This window comes from Ornithinibacillus halophilus (assembly GCF_900129485.1).
In the GTDB taxonomy this organism is placed as follows: Bacteria; Bacillota; Bacilli; order Bacillales; family Amphibacillaceae; genus Ornithinibacillus; species Ornithinibacillus halophilus.
Map to the genome: position 1 here is coordinate 26511 of NZ_FQVW01000005.1, position 15955 is coordinate 42465.

General features: G+C 35.7%; 18 protein-coding genes. 3 read left to right on the plus strand and 15 right to left on the minus strand.

Going from position 1 to position 15955, the window contains the following annotated elements; genetic code table 11:
- Positions 1-100 precede the first annotated feature (100 nt).
- From pilO to BUB12_RS04245, 10 genes are all read right to left on the minus strand, one after another.
- Positions 101-631 carry a type 4a pilus biogenesis protein PilO gene (gene pilO / locus BUB12_RS04200; RefSeq protein ID WP_072888371.1) on the minus strand — a complete coding sequence of 177 codons (531 nt, stop codon included), beginning with the start codon at positions 629-631 and terminating at the stop codon, positions 101-103.
- Positions 624-1166, minus strand: a complete 543-nt coding sequence (locus BUB12_RS04205) for a hypothetical protein (RefSeq protein WP_072888372.1) — start codon at positions 1164-1166, stop codon at positions 624-626. Before BUB12_RS04205 ends, pilO begins: the two co-directional genes overlap by 8 nt.
- 11 nt (positions 1167-1177) lie before the next feature.
- Positions 1178-2095, minus strand: coding sequence for a type IV pilus biogenesis protein PilM (gene pilM, locus BUB12_RS04210; protein ID WP_072888374.1), 918 nt, complete (start codon positions 2093-2095; stop codon positions 1178-1180).
- Positions 2096-2107: 12 nt separating this feature from the next.
- The gene (locus BUB12_RS04215; protein ID WP_072888376.1) at positions 2108-2851 is read right to left on the minus strand and encodes a prepilin peptidase; all 744 of its coding nucleotides are present in this window, start codon (positions 2849-2851) and stop codon (positions 2108-2110) included.
- A 92-nt stretch (positions 2852-2943) separates the two neighbouring features.
- Positions 2944-3372 carry a type II secretion system protein gene (locus tag BUB12_RS04220; RefSeq protein ID WP_072888378.1) on the minus strand — a complete coding sequence of 143 codons (429 nt, stop codon included), beginning with the start codon at positions 3370-3372 and terminating at the stop codon, positions 2944-2946.
- Positions 3373-3543: 171 nt separating this feature from the next.
- Positions 3544-4743: a type II secretion system F family protein gene (locus BUB12_RS04225; protein ID WP_072888380.1), complete on the minus strand. Its 1200-nt coding sequence runs from the start codon at positions 4741-4743 to the stop codon at positions 3544-3546.
- A gap of 4 nt (positions 4744-4747) precedes the next feature.
- Positions 4748-5788, minus strand: coding sequence for a type IV pilus twitching motility protein PilT (locus BUB12_RS04230; protein WP_072888382.1), 1041 nt, complete (start codon positions 5786-5788; stop codon positions 4748-4750).
- Between the two features lie 12 nt (positions 5789-5800).
- Complete coding sequence (locus BUB12_RS04235) at positions 5801-7426, minus strand: GspE/PulE family protein (RefSeq protein ID WP_072888384.1); 1626 nt, start codon at positions 7424-7426, stop codon at positions 5801-5803.
- A gap of 3 nt (positions 7427-7429) precedes the next feature.
- Positions 7430-7867, minus strand: a complete 438-nt coding sequence (locus BUB12_RS04240) for a hypothetical protein (protein WP_072888386.1) — start codon at positions 7865-7867, stop codon at positions 7430-7432.
- Complete coding sequence (locus tag BUB12_RS04245; RefSeq protein WP_072888388.1) at positions 7864-8280, minus strand: type II secretion system protein; 417 nt, start codon at positions 8278-8280, stop codon at positions 7864-7866. The genes BUB12_RS04240 and BUB12_RS04245 overlap by 4 nt, the downstream gene beginning before the upstream one ends.
- 60 nt (positions 8281-8340) lie before the next feature.
- On the opposite strand from BUB12_RS04245, the gene BUB12_RS04250 reads away from it, so the two are divergent.
- Together BUB12_RS04250 and BUB12_RS04255 are read left to right on the plus strand one after the other, a co-directional pair.
- On the plus strand, positions 8341-9258 hold the full coding sequence (locus BUB12_RS04250; RefSeq protein WP_072888390.1) for a PulJ/GspJ family protein: 918 nt from the start codon (positions 8341-8343) through the stop codon (positions 9256-9258).
- Positions 9259-9329: 71 nt separating this feature from the next.
- Positions 9330-10406 (plus strand): type II secretion system protein, encoded by a 1077-nt coding sequence (locus BUB12_RS04255; protein ID WP_072888392.1) that lies wholly within the window; start codon positions 9330-9332, stop codon positions 10404-10406.
- Positions 10407-10459: 53 nt separating this feature from the next.
- On the opposite strand, the gene BUB12_RS04260 is transcribed toward BUB12_RS04255, so the two are convergent.
- From BUB12_RS04260 to BUB12_RS17815, 3 genes are all read right to left on the minus strand, one after another.
- Positions 10460-11140 carry a metal-dependent hydrolase gene (locus BUB12_RS04260; RefSeq protein ID WP_072888394.1) on the minus strand — a complete coding sequence of 227 codons (681 nt, stop codon included), beginning with the start codon at positions 11138-11140 and terminating at the stop codon, positions 10460-10462.
- 201 nt (positions 11141-11341) lie between these two features.
- The gene (gene ald / locus BUB12_RS04265; protein ID WP_072888396.1) at positions 11342-12454 is read right to left on the minus strand and encodes an alanine dehydrogenase; all 1113 of its coding nucleotides are present in this window, start codon (positions 12452-12454) and stop codon (positions 11342-11344) included.
- A 189-nt stretch (positions 12455-12643) separates the two neighbouring features.
- The gene (locus tag BUB12_RS17815; RefSeq protein WP_200801018.1) at positions 12644-12796 is read right to left on the minus strand and encodes a hypothetical protein; all 153 of its coding nucleotides are present in this window, start codon (positions 12794-12796) and stop codon (positions 12644-12646) included.
- Between the two features lie 199 nt (positions 12797-12995).
- Between BUB12_RS17815 and BUB12_RS04270 the strand changes: the two genes are divergently transcribed.
- A complete protein-coding gene (locus BUB12_RS04270; protein WP_072888398.1) occupies positions 12996-13430 on the plus strand; it encodes a universal stress protein in 435 nt (144 codons plus the stop codon).
- Between the two features lie 56 nt (positions 13431-13486).
- Here the strand turns inward: BUB12_RS04270 and BUB12_RS04275 are convergent, their stop codons facing one another.
- Both BUB12_RS04275 and BUB12_RS04280 read right to left on the minus strand, forming a co-directional pair.
- On the minus strand, positions 13487-13993 hold the full coding sequence (locus BUB12_RS04275) for a MogA/MoaB family molybdenum cofactor biosynthesis protein (protein ID WP_072888400.1): 507 nt from the start codon (positions 13991-13993) through the stop codon (positions 13487-13489).
- A 773-nt stretch (positions 13994-14766) separates the two neighbouring features.
- A complete protein-coding gene (locus BUB12_RS04280; RefSeq protein WP_072888401.1) occupies positions 14767-15948 on the minus strand; it encodes an acetate kinase in 1182 nt (393 codons plus the stop codon).
- Positions 15949-15955: the final 7 nt, after the last annotated feature.

Below are 15955 nucleotides of genomic sequence, written 5' to 3' on the forward strand. Positions count from 1 at the left end.
AGGTACGGGGACACATAGTATCTTGTCCCAGAAAACTTCTCTACTATATAGGATATGCCCTAACACAAAATTAAGAACTTGAGTCCATCGTTCTATACGATTAAAAAGAGGAGTAATAGGTTGTGACTGATAAGGATAAAGCTGCATATTCGTCGGCTTGGTATATATTGAGATTTTCAACTATCATGAGCCGCTCACTATTTAGTATCGCGTTTAAAAAATTACTAATTTGTTCTAAATTATCTCCAGACACTTCCAAGGAATAACTTGTACTATTTAAAGTGTTATCATCATCATCTTCATCAGCCATTGTACCGCCTCCTGAAGTGATAGAAGAGATCAAAACACCTGATGTCTGAGCGATTTTCTGAAAATTAATTAGAACATTATCTGGGGACTTAGCATTCGGTACTTGGACAGTAACGTTTTCTAAGTCCTCACCAATTTCATCATCGGTTTGATTAATAATCGATTCATAACTACTTTCAAATAAATCAGCTTGTTCTTCTGCCTTAACCAACTCTTCTTGTAATGGTTTTAAAATCGTTAAATAACTAATCCCATAGATTACAACTACCGAAAGTATAATTCCGATAAAGATATAGTTCGTTGTTTTTGTCCATTTAGTCATTATTACCAAGCTCCTCTCTTAACAAATCTACATCAATATTAAAAGTTAGGGTAGCTTGGTAAGCATCAGTTGCACTTGTAACACTTGATAATGTTGCATCTGTTACATAAGCCTGCTCCAATAATGTTCCGACATATTGAGCTACAGACTCCAAGTCAGCAAAACTAGCTTCTAAAACAAACTGATTTGCCCCTGAATATGTGAAGTTGGATAACTGATCTGATGAAGTTAATAACCCTAATACATTCCGATACAATGCAACATTTGGGATAGAATCTTCTTGGATAGATATAATTGACTTCTGAATATCCCGAAGTTGTTGCGTGGTGGCTGTTTCTTGACTATGTTCTACTAATAATTCTTCTATTTGGCCTAAACGTCTTTCCTCATTTTCTATCGCACGATCATACAGAAGCTGTTGATAATATAGCGTTACAATTGCAACGGCTAAAAATAATAAAAAAGTGATTCCAAGTACAAGAGGTATAACATATTTTTTGGGCTGTCTTTCTAGAAAGTTTATTTCAGTATTCATCGTTAGCCCCCTTATGTTTCCGTCTTGAGTGCAAGGCCAAGAACATCAGCATATTTTACTGGTACCTTGTCTTCTGGAAACTCATGAATTGGGATCGAACTGGTCTCTTGTAAATTCTTTCTAACAGCATTAAGATAAGGAAAATCACCTGATAAAATTAACAACTCAATTTGGTGTTGCCCTTTTGTAATGGAGTATTGATAAAAATCAATAATCCGATTCACTTCAATCATATATTCATCAATGATCTGATGTGCGGTTTCTTTTGTAATTTCACTATTTTCCTCGACTGTAGTTGTCTTCATATGTCTAGTAAAGATAGCTTTATCATGTTGGAATGCAGAAAGAACCAATGCATCCTTATTCCAATGAATTAATAAAACATGTTGCTTATCCGCTTGTTTATTCTGATAATAATAGCGATAAACTGATAATGTTGTTAGGTCTGCAACTACTGGTTCTAACCCTTTATTTTCAAAAACATCTTCTAATGTAGCAATTTTTTCTTTTGGGTATGCGTATAAAAGAACATTTCTATTTTCTTCTTCAATAGTGTCAAGAAAATCTAATGCAATTGCTGGATTTGCAAAAGGTAAATAGACGCTATTTCCAATCTGTGTCTTTATATAGCCCATTGCCTCATTCTTCGTTAAAGATGCAGGTACCTTCAACTGACGGATAACTACTGTATCATCCGGAACACTGAAGGAGACTTTTTTTCGTCTCCATTTATTTTCCTTTACTAGTTTATGGATTATTTCTTCAAAGACAGCTTTATTCGTTATGATTCCATCCTTCATTATTCCTTCTGGTAACTTAACCTCACCGTGTGAAACCATACCATCAACAGAAGGATTTTTATGAAAAGAATAGCGTAAAACTCGATTCGTGATAACTATATTTACTCTGCCATTTCCAAATAAGCCCATGCTATCACCTACTTATGATATAAGATTAAAATACCATTGAATTAGTGCTGCTCCATAAAAATACGTTATAAGACTGGCAACGACTATATAAGGTCCAAATGGAACTGGCTGCTTTCGCTCTATTATTTTAAACTTAAGCAGAATTACACCTACTATCGAACCTATAATACATGCCAAGAAGAATGCTAATAAAACACCCTTCATCCCTAAAATTATCCCAAGTACCCCAAACAACTTCATGTCACCTGCACCCATTCCACCACGACTAATCAGTATAATAAAAGCAAGAAGAACAAAACCAAATACTCCACCAACCACTGAAGACCACCATGGATCCAAAGGTTCTACTATTCGAAGGACAATAAAAAATGGCAGGAAAAAGAGTAGTACTTTGTTCGGAATTAGCATGTATTTAATATCTGTTATTAATAGAATGACCAACATAGACACAAATAAAAGTGAAACAATTAGCTCAATTGTAAATCCAAATGTTATATAGCTAAATGCAAACAATAATCCTGTTAAGAACTCTATCAATGGGTACTGAATGGATATTTTGATTTTGCAATTCCTACATTTCCCACATTGAATTATGTATGAAAAGACTGGAATAAGTTCGTACCAAGCTAGTGTGTGGTTGCAATGCGGACAATAGGAACGGTCATTGGTGAAAGGTAAATTTTTAGGTAAACGTAGCCCTACGACATTGAAGAAGGATCCGAAGATGAGGCCAAGTAATACGAGATAGATTATCATTAATAATATAACTCCTCATCAAACATATAGTTCTACAGAGAAACGCCCTTGCTTAATAATACACATAGGGCGCTCTACTATATTTTATAACTTTAAGAAGAAGCATTTTGGTTAAATTCAAATTTAATTCCGCCAGTTCCGTCGTCCTCAACAACCTTGACATAAGTATTATCATAGCTTCCATTGTTACCTACTGCGTCAGGAACACTATCCAAAAAACCAGCGTCAACTAAGTGGTCTACAGTATAATAGTTGTCATCACCAGCATCCGTAACATTATCTACATCTACATCTGTATCATTATTACTAAATGTAAGACCACTGACATGAGCCAATCTTGCAGCATTCGTAATTAATTCCTCATTTGCTTTTAGCGCATCCTCTTCAGAGTTGCTCACAATATTCCCAATAGTCGGCACCGCAATTGCCACAATAATACCTAAAATAGCAATTACTGCTAAGAGTTCTACTAGAGTGAACCCTTTCTGTTGCTTGAACTTCTTCTTTAACTTTTTTAACATGTTTATTCCCACCTTTTTATTATATTATTTTTATATGTGTTTAAGACTAGTTGTCGGTTGCACTAATTACTCAATGACCCAAGTGCTCAAATATGGATAAACAGTCATCATATCCTCCGTTTGTCCTATAAGCTCATTATAAAACATAATTAGACAAATATCTATATAATATTATTGAATATTTTCAAACAAAGAGAACATCGGGATAACAACTGCTGCAATTACTCCACCCACTATTACAGTTAAAATAATAATCATTAATGGCTCCACTAAAGTTTTAATACGATTGGATAACTGGTCCAATTCTTCCTCATAAAACTCAGCTGCCTTTGATAGCATATGATCAAGCGTACCAGTTTTCTCACCTATTTGTATCATTTGTACAACTAAAGCAGGGAATACCCAATGATCTTTCATTGGTTTTGCCAATGACTCTCCTGTTTCTAGCGATTTTCTTGAACGACTCAAAACATCCGTAACTACACGGTTTCCTACTACTCTTTCCGTAATTTCAACAGATTGTAGAATAGGAACAGCACTATTTACAAGTGTACTTAAAGTTGATGTAAAGCGCACCAATGCTCCTTTATGAATCAAAACACCTAGAAACGGAATTTTTAATTTCATCTTATCTATCTGGTAAGCAACTGCATCATTTTGTACCAAATATTTATAAAGAATGAGACCTAAAATAAATACAACTACAACTATCCACCAATAAGCACCTAGAAACTCACTTAAATCTAATACAAATTGTGTATAGGCTGGTATTTCCTCACCAAATGAATTGAACATTCCTACGAATTGAGGTACAACAAACACTAACAAAAAGACAGTTAAGAAGAAAGTTACTACTCCAACCACACTTGGGTACATTAAAGCGGACACTAATTTTTGTTTGTTTCTGTGTTCTTTCTCATAGTAGTCTGCCATTTGGTTTAGTATATCATCCAATTTACCAGCTGCTTCTCCTGCATGAATCATATTAATCAACAGTGGTGGAAACACCTTAGGATGTCGCTCACAAGCAGCAGATAATGCTTGACCTTGGTCCAACTGCTTGTCAATATCATCTAAAGCTGTTCGTAAAGCATAGTTTGTCGTTTGCTGGCTCATCGTCTTTGTTGCATCTGAAATGGAGATACCTGCATGAATTAGTGTTGCATATTGCCTCAAAAATATAACGAAATCCTCATTTTTAATTCGTTTGTTTATAATAATATCTTTATTCCAAGGTTTCGTTTCATCGATATTAAAGATTATTAGTCCACTCTTCTCTAATTCTTCAAGTGCCTCCTTTTTTGAATCTGCATCAATGGTCCCTTTAATCTTTTGACCTGATAACCTTCTACCAGAATATTGATAATTCATCTTCTTAGTAACCCCTTTCCTGCATAAAAGGAGCAGCTGTTTCGTATGAAATCACATCTTCTTGCAATAGTTGTTTTAGGTCCATTTCTAATGTATGCATTCCTTGCTCCCTGTTTGTTTGAAGGACATTTTGGACTTGATGTAATTTTTCATTACGGATGAGGTTTTTTACAGCAGATGTATTCATTAATACTTCAGTTGCTACACGACGACCAGTACCATCTTTTGTTATCATCAATCTTTGTGAGATAACAGCATTTAAAATGGATGATAATTGAATTCGAATTTGAGTCTGTTGTTCTGCGGGGAATACATCAATGATACGCTCAATCGTTGAAACAGCACCAGTAGTATGTAATGTTCCCAACACTAAATGTCCGGTTTCAGCCGCAGTAATAGCTGTTGAAATAGTTTCCAAATCACGCATTTCACCAACTAATATGACATCTGGATCTTGACGTAGACTTGCCCTTAATCCATTTACAAAGCTATTGGTATCAAATCCTATTTCACGCTGGTCAATAACCGACTGCTTATGATTATGGATATACTCTATTGGGTCTTCTAAAGTAATAATATGCCTTTGCATCGTTTGATTCATAAAATCTATCATTGAAGCTAATGTAGTACTTTTCCCACTACCTGTTGGCCCAGTTACCAAAACTAACCCCTGAGGTTTTTCCATTATTTCCTTTGAAATTCTTGGCAAGTGCAATTCTTCTATCGATGGGATTCTTGTCGGCACAATTCTTATAGCTAATGACAACTCACCACGTTGATAGAAAGTATTAATCCTAAATCTAGACACTCCAGTGATTCCATACGAAAAATCCAATTCTCTATTTTCTTCTAATTTAAGCCAAAGTTCTTCTGGAATAATGGACTTGACAACTTCCTTTGTATCTGAAGGTTTTAACTTTTCATAGTCCTGTTCAATTAATTTTCCATTGATACGAAAAATAGGGGCCTTTCCAATAGTTAAATGTACATCTGATGCTTGAGTATAGAATGCATCTCTTAGCCATTGTTCAAATTGATCTTTCATATATATCCCCCCTTACACACTAATAGAAACTTGCATAATTTCTTCGATAGTTGTCAATCCTTGTTTAACTTTCTCTAACCCATCATGAATTAGAAATTGCATACCATCCTGTTTGGCATAGTTTCTTATGTCTCCAATAGAGCGATTATTTAATAGCATAGTCTTAATTGTGTCATCTATAACTACTACTTCATGTACGGCAATTCTTCCTCTGTACCCACGGTGATGACAACTACTGCAACCCTTACCATATGAAACGGTTTCGACATCAACACCGTTATAGTAAAAAATCTCTTTCTCCATTACTGTAGGTTCTCTTTCTGTTACACAATCTCTACATATTTTTCGTACCAGACGTTGTGCGACAACGCCATTTAGTGAAGAAACTACTAAGTATGGTTCAATTCCCATATCCGTTAAACGAGGAATAGCATCTAGTGCACTATTTGTATGCAATGTACTTAAAACTAAATGACCTGTTAAAGAGGCGCGAATGGCTATTTCTGCAGTCTCTTGGTCACGAATTTCTCCAACCATTATAATATTTGGGTCTTGTCTAAGGATTGAGCGTAGTCCGTTGGCAAATGTTAAACCTACTGCACTATTTACTTGCACTTGGTTTACACCTTCCATTTGGTATTCAACAGGATCTTCAACTGTCACGATATTAACATTTTCCTCATTCATTTGATTTATAGATGCATATAGAGTAGAAGTTTTCCCTGAACCGGTTGGCCCTGTAATGAGTACTAATCCTGATGGCTGAGAAATCAAATGCTTGTACTTTTCCTTGTTTTGTTCTGAGAAGTTTAATTCACTCAGTTTCAATAATGCACTGCTTAAATCCAAGATTCGAATAACAACTTTTTCACCGTGTACTGTCGGTAGACTCGATATTCTCAAATCAACCGGAGTTACTCCAACTGTTGTCTTAATACGCCCATCTTGTGGCAAGCGCGTTTGTGTAATATTTAAATCAGCAAGAATTTTTATTCTAGCTACTAAGGAATTTTGTAACTGTTTAGGTATCGTCTTCTCTGAGCGTAGTTGACCATCAATACGATAACGAACATTAACTGCTGCTTCTTGTGGATCAATATGAATGTCACTCGCCTTTAGCTGTACCCCAGTTGTCAAAATTTGATCTAATAAATTAATAACTGGTGATTCATCTACAGTATCTGCTGTTTCCTCAGTAGTCATCTCTCCATCATTTTTATAGTAATACTTGTTAATGGCATACAAAATATCATCTTTAGTCGCTATGACTGGAGAAATACTTAGACCAGTAGACAATTCTAAATCGTCAATAACGTAATAATCCATGGGGTCCTTCATTGCAATCATCATTTCATTTTCTTGAATACGTAGAGGCATTATTACATTATCTTGTGCAAATTCTCGTGACACAAATCCTAGTACTCGTTCATCTATTGGATATTGGTATAGTGATACATGTGGTATTCCTAATTGAAATTCCAGCACTTCTATTAGTTGTCGCTCAGTTATGTAGCCTCGCTCTAACAATGAATCCCCTAATTTTTGGTTATCCTTTTTATTTTCAAGTGTTTCATTTATTTGTTCTTCAGTTACTAAACCCGCTTCTTGAAGCAGATCCCCAAGTCTTTTTCTTGGCATTCTTTATTCCTCACTTTCACTTCCTACTACATTGATAGTAATAGTTGAATTAGTGTTTGATTGTTTACCTTTAGCCTTATCAATTACTGCGGTTACAGTGAAATATATCTTGTTTGCTTCCTCATCTATGGATGTTGTATCTATAAAAAATGAATAATTATCGTCTAATTCAACTTCATGATTCAATAATACACCTGAAGATATGTCCAATTCCTCTATATCAGAAATTGTATCCGGTAAATTTTTTTCGATGTAAGCATGGTAATAATCTACACCCATTTCGGCAATTTGTTCTGCCACTAGGTTTTCTTCTATTGTTGTTATTTGTTTAGTGGTATTAGTAATTTGAAAGAACAACGTCATCAAGAATAACAGAAACAAAGTAATAATCATTATTGTTAAAACTAACGCTGCACCAGTTTCATTTTTAAATGAATTCAACTGTCTTCACCCTCATTTTTTGCGACATATGTATAGGATTCACTAAGTAGTCGGTTATTTTCAGGATGAAAAATTTGAATATACGTACGATATAGTTCCACATCTTCTTCTAAACAAACTTTTAATTGAACGTTATATTTGGGATTTTCTACCGGAATTGTAGTAAAAGAGTTGGAACATAATTGTATATCTTCACTGTAAATATGAACAGTAGAATCATTTTTTATTTCATAAGCAATTTGTCCTAATAAGTTACTAGCCACCAATTCATCATCAGCATTGTTATTCCATAGAGCAATCTGTGGAATAATTGGTAAAAGCACCATAATAACCATGCCTAAAATCGCAATTGATGCTATAATTTCTATAAGGGTAAACCCATAATTATTAATCAAGTTCTTTTTATCATACATTGAGTTCACTCCCTGTCTACGTTTTTACCCAATTATACCATTATATCGGATGTGATAAACATGATATTTCGACAATTTAGACAAGAAAATGGGATGACATTAGTAGAGTCACTCGCAACAATAAGTTTATTCGCTATTGTTATTGTATTATCCTCTACTACAATTTTTCAGATTATGGGAAATGAGGAAACAGTAAGTAGGCAAGTGTCTTCTACACAAGTTGCGAACATTGTATTATCTGATTTAAAATCACAATATAATGATAAAGACAGTAGCATTTGTATAGATGATGCTTTTCCATCTTTTTCTATCGAAGAAAACAGTATTGGGGAACTGTCTGATGATAAAAAATGCATTACCATAAATGACCATAATTCCTCCCAAGCACTATCTATTAAAGTAAAATCAGATACTGGAACAGAAGTTAGCAGTACTTGGGAAAAGAAAAGATTAAAAATAACCAAAAACATTAACATGCTCCAAAACGAAACAGATTCCGACAAAGAAGATTTTAATGACTATATTGAAGGTGACGACCAGAATCTTTGTATTATTTTCACAGAGGATACTAAGTTTATTGATTATGTTAATACCAAAAATGGGAATTCAAAAAACGGTTGTAACGTAATAACTTTTGAAAAAAATGCTGCTTTCATGAATGGTTTAAGATTACATAACCACATAAATGAATTTATAGTTGAGGACCTATATATATTTGGAGATTTAACAATCCAAAACCACACCCATATTTATGCTGATAATCTTTTTATAATAGGAAATATACATTTAGGGAAGGGTAGTATAACAATTACCGAAAATATGTATGTTGACGGTAATATAAATTTTCATCCAAACAGTAATATCTCAATAACTAAAAATCTATTTACTACCGGAACGTATTCTGCCCCCCAATTATCTGGAATATCTGTATGTCGTGTAGAAACACTTGACGACCTCAGCGATTGTCCAGTTGAATAATAACTATATATAAATTAAATATACTAGGGAAGGATATAAACACACATTTTTATGGATTGGATGTGTAATTTATGTCCTTCTCTTTTTTAAAAAAACAGGCAGGTATCACTCTAATTGAATTACTAGCTACCTTGAGTCTTTTTTCTATAGTTATTACACTTACTTCCACTCTCATTCTCCAAATATTTAATAGTGAAGATAATATTAGAAAGCAAATATCTACGAAACAAGAATTAAATATACTTATAAATGAGATTAGGCAGCAATATAGAGATAATAACTTAACGATTTGTTATGAAAATAACCAGTTGAGCATCGAAGAATTACAAATAACCTATACAAATATTAGTGAGGCATCTTTTCAAAACAATGGAAATACATTTTCAGGAGCTAACAGTAATACTTGTATGGAAGTGGACACTGAAAGTCCTTTAATAATTAAAATAGCAACAAGTACTACAAAAATTGAAACAACCTTGATAAATCAATCCAATCAATATACTAAGGATATCCAACTAGTTCATGAACATGACGAAGTTGAAGAGCCTGGTGGAGATTCTTATGATGTTTTATTCACTTTTCAATGCAACTTTGAAGGAAATCCAAATTTCACAAAAACACGATCACCTACTGTAGAATTTATTCTAAATCCCCTTTGTGGATCACCTTCTATTTATACAGTTGAAAATAATGCAACTTTTTCAAGAAATCTTTTACTGAATCCTCAAGTTAACCTAAACGTAAATAATAACTTCTATTCTACAGAAAATGTTAACAGCATTAATATTGAGGAAAATTCAAATCTTAACGTTTCGGGGAATGGAATTTTCTATGGAAATGTAACGTTGTCACCTAATGCTAAGTTACAAATAGATGGTGATGCAACGTTTAACGATAATATTATACTAGACAGGAAAGGGAGAGTTGTCTCTGAAATTTCAATTGGTGGAGATGTTATAATACATGGCAATATCACAATGCCTCAATTTACTATGTTAACTATAGATGGGAACGCTAAATTAAACGGGAACATTTATCTTCAACCACAATCTCTAATAATAATTAAAGGTGACGCTATTTGTAATGGATTCATTGATAATAAAAGCAGTATTCAAGTTAACCCAAATAAAATCAATACCTGTTCATAAGTGGAATTATGTACCTGATAAATAGAAACGTGAGCTCATCGACTCACGTTTCTTTATAACTCCATCTCTTCCCCAATCTCCATCACTTTTCCTTCGCCAGTCTTCACTTTACTAGCAAAAGCCTCAGCATCCTGCTCGATTACTGGGAATGTATTGTAATGGATTGGAACAACGACGTTTGATTTAATCCAGTCTGCTGCAACTAACGCATCTTCTGGTCCCATGGTGAAGTTATCACCTATTGGAACAAATGCTAAATCAATATCATTCATATTCCCATACATTTTTAAATCCGTAAATAATGCCGTATCTCCTAAATGATAGATTGTTTTCCCTTCTATAGTTAACAAAATTCCACCAGGCATTCCGGTGTAAACGATCGTACCATCCTCTTCGCTATAAGAGGATCCATGGAACGCTTGAGTAAACTTCACTTTCCCAAAGTCAAACTCTCGGGAACCACCAATATGCATTGGATGTGTATTAATCCCTTTCCCACCTAAATAAACAGCTAATTCATTAGGTGCAACGACTAGCGCACCGGTACGTTTAGCGATATCTACTGTATCACCGACATGATCATTATGTCCGTGCGTTAATAAAATGACATCGGCCTCCACATTACTAGCATCCAAATCACACGCTTCATTCCCCGAAATAAACGGGTCAATCAAAATCGTATGCGAGTCAGTCTTTACCTTAACAACAGAATGTCCATGATAAGAAACCTTCATTGATAACCACTCCTTCTAATTAATTTTATAGTATGTATTCGATAAATATCCTTAAAATCCTGCTGACGAATAGTATATTGACCATCAGTGTTACTACTGGACAACAATTTCTAGCATTGCTCAAAATAAAAGAGTTAATACTCTCATTTCTTACAAATTAAAAAGAGGCTGATCCTATACCAGGTCAACCTCTTCTCTCATTTATAGTAAATCAAAAACGTCTGCATATTCTAAGCCATGTGCTTCAGCTACAGCTTCATAGGTTACATAACCATCTGCTGTATTGATTCCTTTTCTTAGAGCTGCATTATCATTACACGCTTTTTTGTAGCCTTTATTCGCAATTTGCAACGCATATGGTACCGTTACATTTGTTAAACCAATCGTTGATGTTCTTGGAACAGCGCCAGGCATATTGGCTACTGAGTAATGAAGAACACCATGCTTTGTGTACGTTGGATTATCATGAGTAGTAATTCGGTCACTTGTTTCAAAGATACCACCTTGGTCAATCGCAACATCAACAATAACAGATCCTTCTGACATTGCTTGGACCATGTCTTCAGTAACTAGTTTTGGTGCGCGTGCTCCAGGAATTAAAACTGCACCAATAACTAAGTCAGACTCAGCAATAGAATTTGCAATATTTAATGGATTCGACATCATTGTATTAATAGAGGAACCAAAAATATCGTCCAATTGTCTTAATCGGTCAGGATTTAAATCAATAATTGTAACGTCAGCACCTAAGCCAGCAGCGATTTTTGCTGAATTCATTCCAACAACTCCACCACCAATAACTGTTACCTTGGCACGTTTTACCCCAGGAATTCCAGCTAGTAAGACGCCTTTTCCACCTTTTGATTTTTCTAGGAATTGGGCTCCAATTTGAGCAGCCATTCTTCCTGCTACTTCACTCATAGGAGTTAACAATGGAAGGGTTCTATTTTCTAATTGAACCGTCTCATAAGCAATCCCTACGACTTTTTTATCAATCATGGCCTTTGTTAGTTCAGGCTCTGCTGCTAAATGTAAGTATGTAAATAAAATAAGTCCTTCATAAAAATAATCATATTCCTCAGGTAGTGGTTCCTTTACTTTCATAACCATTTCCTGTTTCCAAGCTTCCTTTGCACTACCAACGATAATTGCTCCTGCATCCTCATACTGTTCATCAGTGAAGCCCGAGCCAAGTCCCGCTCCAGTCTCGATAAAAATATCGTGTCCTGCTCCTTTTAGCGACAGCACCCCAGCTGGAGTCATTGCTACACGATTTTCATTGTTCTTTATCTCTCGTGGAACCCCTATGTTCATCTTATTCCCATCCCTTCTTACAATTATATTTTAAAAACTATGTAAGCATTTTCATTGTAACAAATTTTCCGTGAAAAAGCATTAATACAAATACTCTTTTAATGGGATTTTTACAACTACCTTTTACTCCCTATTAAAAACACAGCCCAACTTTCATTGGACTGTGCAAAACTTCTGTTTCTAAAGTTTTTAATTTTTTCGGTTATTATACGTCCAGATGTCACGGTTATTATGCAGACGGTCTTCTACCACTCCACTTTGATAACTTTCAAATAATTGGTTCTGAACTGCAGCAACACCTTTATGATCTTCAACTAACTTTTTTGTATCTTTTTTAGCCAAGGGATACACCTCCAGTAAATACCAAAACAATAATGGTAATTTTTTAAACCCCATTGAAAGTGAACGAAATTAAGAATGGGATTCTATTTTAGTTTGTACAAAAAAACGTCACATTGTTCCTGTAACTTTTTCCAATTGTAAACGTTTTTATAGTATAATATAAGTGTAAGATACAGTTGTTCGGAAGGGGAGAGGCCATATGGAATTTGAATACAAAAATATTGTAGTCGCTATTGATGGTTCAGAAGCATCTGAGAAGGCATATAAAAAGGCATTGACAATTACGAAGCGTAATAACGCAAGATTAATACTTGCTCACGTAGTTGATTCAAGAACGTTCGCAACGGCAGAAGCCTACGATCGTACATTAGGCGAGCGTGCTGAAAAATACGCACAAGAGTTAGTTGATAATTATGTTAAAACTGCTAAAGAAGCAGGTGTCGATGACGTTGTACGCTGTATTGAGTATGGGTCACCTAAAGTAAAAATCGCAAAAGATATTGCAAATAACTTTGATGCGGACTTAATTATTTGTGGTGCAACAGGGATGAATGCCGTAGAACGTTTCCTTATTGGAAGTGTGTCTGAGAGCATTACTCGTTATGCTACTTGTGACGTACTTGTAATCAGATAATACTTGTTCAGAAATACCTCAATCCCTTGAAAAGGCTGTTCTAATGGACAGCCTTTTTATAATTTCTTTATTTCTCTAACGACGTGAGATAATTCTGGCAAAATAAGCTTGTTCATTGCTAATCGAACCGCACCACTTGATCCAGGTGTCGAAAATATTGCCGTCGATTCTCTCACCCCTGCAATAGCACGAGATAAAATAGCTGCTGAACCAATATCCTCTTGATAACTTAACATACGAAATATTTCTCCAAATCCCGGTATTTCCTTTTCAAGTATCGATTGTACTGTCTCGACCGTCACATCTCTTGGCGCAATCCCAGTTCCACCATTCGTTAAAATAACATCGATTTCCGGGTCCTTACAACCAATTTCAATTTGCTCTTTTATGTCATCAATTTCATCAGGGATAATTTCTTTAGCAATCACTTGGTGTCCTTCTTGTTCCAAGAACTCCTGCATCAACTTACCACTTTTATCACTTGCTTCCGTTCTCGTATCACTAATTGTGATTATCATGCAGCGAGCAGAAACCGTTTTTGCTTTATGCTCATGAACAGCCATACTTTTCCTCCTCTTTAAATATTCTTTTTTTCTAATGTAGCATAGTTTGCATTTAACAGTCAGTCTAGAGCTTTCGACTTTCATCTGTTACTCTAAGTTCACTTTTTCTTCAGCTATGGGCATTGATAGCTTCTCTCGATTACCGGAGACTCTTTTTTACCTTCGCTTCCGGCATCGATGGGCCTTCTCGATTACCTTAGACTCTCTTTTCTCTCCGCTTCCGGCATCGATGAGCCTTCTCGATTACCCTAGACTCGCTTTTCTCTCCGCTTCCGGCATCGAGAAACCCTTTCGATTACCTTAGACCCTCTTTTCTCTCCGCTTCCGGCATCGATGGGCCTTCTCGATTACCCTAGACTCTCTTTTCCCTTCGCTTCCGGCATCGACAACCTCTCTCGATTACCGGAGACTCTCTTTTCCCTTCGCTTCCGGCATCGATGGGCCTTCTCGATTACCCTAGACTCTCTTTTCTCTCCGCTTCCGGCATCGATGGGCCTTCTCGGTTACCCTAGACTTCTTTTTACCTCCGCTTCCGGCATCGATGGGCCTTCTCGATTACCGGAGAAACTCTTTTCTCTCCGCTTCCGGCATCGACAACCTCTCTCGATTACCGGAGACTTCCCTTTCCCCACGCTTCCGGCATCGACAACCTCTCTCGATTACCGGAGACTTCCCTTTCCCCACGCTTCCGGCATCGATAATCACAATTCATAAACTGCATACAACAAAAAAGCCTTGAACCAGCATCTATAGCTAGTCCAAAGCTAATATAATTACGATAATCGTACGGTATCTCTTGCAATCATGACTTCTTCGTTAGTTGGTATGACGATCACTTTAACTGGTGAGTGTGGGTAATTGATGAATGCTTCTTTTCCACGTGTTTCATTCAATTTAGGGTCCCAATATATTCCCATGAATTCTAATCCAGTTAAGACTCTTTCACGGATGCTAATACTATTTTCTCCAACGCCAGCTGTAAAGATTATTGCATCTACTCCTGACATACGAGCTGCATAAGAACCGATATATTTGTGAATACGACCTGCAAATACATCTAGTGCTAGTTCTGCACGTTTATCTTCATTTGCTTTTTCTTCGATATCACGTAAGTCACTAGAAAAACCTGATAATGCTAGCATTCCACTCTCTTTGTTTAACACATTTAAAACTTCATCTGCAGTTTTACCTGTTTTCTCCATAATATAAGGAATTAAAGCAGGGTCAATATTTCCGGAACGAGTTCCCATCGTTACACCGGCTAAAGGAGTGAATCCCATTGAAGTATCAATTGATTTTCCTCCTTCAATGGCAGCGATACTCGCACCGTTACCAAGGTGACAAGAGATTAAACGTAACTGCTCTAAAGGAATACCTAATAGATCTGAAGCACGCTGCGATACGTATTTATGACTTGTCCCGTGGAACCCATATTTACGTATACCATATTTTTCATAATATTCATATGGCAAGCTGTATAAATATGATTTTTCTGGCATCGTTTGATGGAATGCAGTATCAAATACAGCCACCATTGGAACGTTTGGTAACACTTCACGGAATGCACGAATACCAGTTAAGTTAGCAGGGTTATGCAATGGTGCTAAATCAGAAATAGCTTCAATTTCTTTAATGACTTCATCTGTAATCTTTACAGAATCGGGGAACTTTTCTCCACCATGAACGATACGGTGGCCTACTGCATCAATTTCATTTAATGATTGTATAACTCCTGATCCTGTTAATTTTTCAAGCAACTGTTTTACTGCAACTTCATGATCAGGGATATCGGCGACTACTTTGTCTTTTTCTCCATTAACTTCTATTGTAAAAATCGAATCGTTTATGCCAATTCTTTCGACTAGTCCAACTGCTTTCACTTCTTCTTCTGGCATTTGAATTAATTGAAATTTTAATGATGAACTACCTGCGTTGATCGCTAATACATTACTCATGATGATT

Excerpts from the sequence above, each read along its gene's own strand:
- pilO (WP_072888371.1), bottom strand. The coding sequence starts at position 631 with ATGACTAAATGGACAAAAACAACGAACTATATCTTTATCGGAATTATA.
- BUB12_RS04205 (WP_072888372.1), bottom strand. The coding sequence starts at position 1,166 with ATGAATACTGAAATAAACTTTCTAGAAAGACAGCCCAAAAAATATGTT.
- pilM (WP_072888374.1), bottom strand. The coding sequence starts at position 2,095 with ATGGGCTTATTTGGAAATGGCAGAGTAAATATAGTTATCACGAATCGA.
- BUB12_RS04215 (WP_072888376.1), bottom strand. The coding sequence starts at position 2,851 with ATGATAATCTATCTCGTATTACTTGGCCTCATCTTCGGATCCTTCTTC.
- BUB12_RS04220 (WP_072888378.1), bottom strand. The coding sequence starts at position 3,372 with ATGTTAAAAAAGTTAAAGAAGAAGTTCAAGCAACAGAAAGGGTTCACT.
- BUB12_RS04225 (WP_072888380.1), bottom strand. The coding sequence starts at position 4,743 with ATGAATTATCAATATTCTGGTAGAAGGTTATCAGGTCAAAAGATTAAA.
- BUB12_RS04230 (WP_072888382.1), bottom strand. The coding sequence starts at position 5,788 with ATGAAAGATCAATTTGAACAATGGCTAAGAGATGCATTCTATACTCAA.
- BUB12_RS04235 (WP_072888384.1), bottom strand. The coding sequence starts at position 7,426 with ATGCCAAGAAAAAGACTTGGGGATCTGCTTCAAGAAGCGGGTTTAGTA.
- BUB12_RS04245 (WP_072888388.1), bottom strand. The coding sequence starts at position 8,280 with ATGTATGATAAAAAGAACTTGATTAATAATTATGGGTTTACCCTTATA.
- BUB12_RS04250 (WP_072888390.1), top strand. The coding sequence starts at position 8,341 with ATGATATTTCGACAATTTAGACAAGAAAATGGGATGACATTAGTAGAG.
- BUB12_RS04255 (WP_072888392.1), top strand. The coding sequence starts at position 9,330 with ATGTCCTTCTCTTTTTTAAAAAAACAGGCAGGTATCACTCTAATTGAA.
- BUB12_RS04260 (WP_072888394.1), bottom strand. The coding sequence starts at position 11,140 with ATGAAGGTTTCTTATCATGGACATTCTGTTGTTAAGGTAAAGACTGAC.
- ald (WP_072888396.1), bottom strand. The coding sequence starts at position 12,454 with ATGAACATAGGGGTTCCACGAGAGATAAAGAACAATGAAAATCGTGTA.
- BUB12_RS04270 (WP_072888398.1), top strand. The coding sequence starts at position 12,996 with ATGGAATTTGAATACAAAAATATTGTAGTCGCTATTGATGGTTCAGAA.
- BUB12_RS04275 (WP_072888400.1), bottom strand. The coding sequence starts at position 13,993 with ATGGCTGTTCATGAGCATAAAGCAAAAACGGTTTCTGCTCGCTGCATG.
- BUB12_RS04280 (WP_072888401.1), bottom strand. The coding sequence starts at position 15,948 with ATGAGTAATGTATTAGCGATCAACGCAGGTAGTTCATCATTAAAATTT.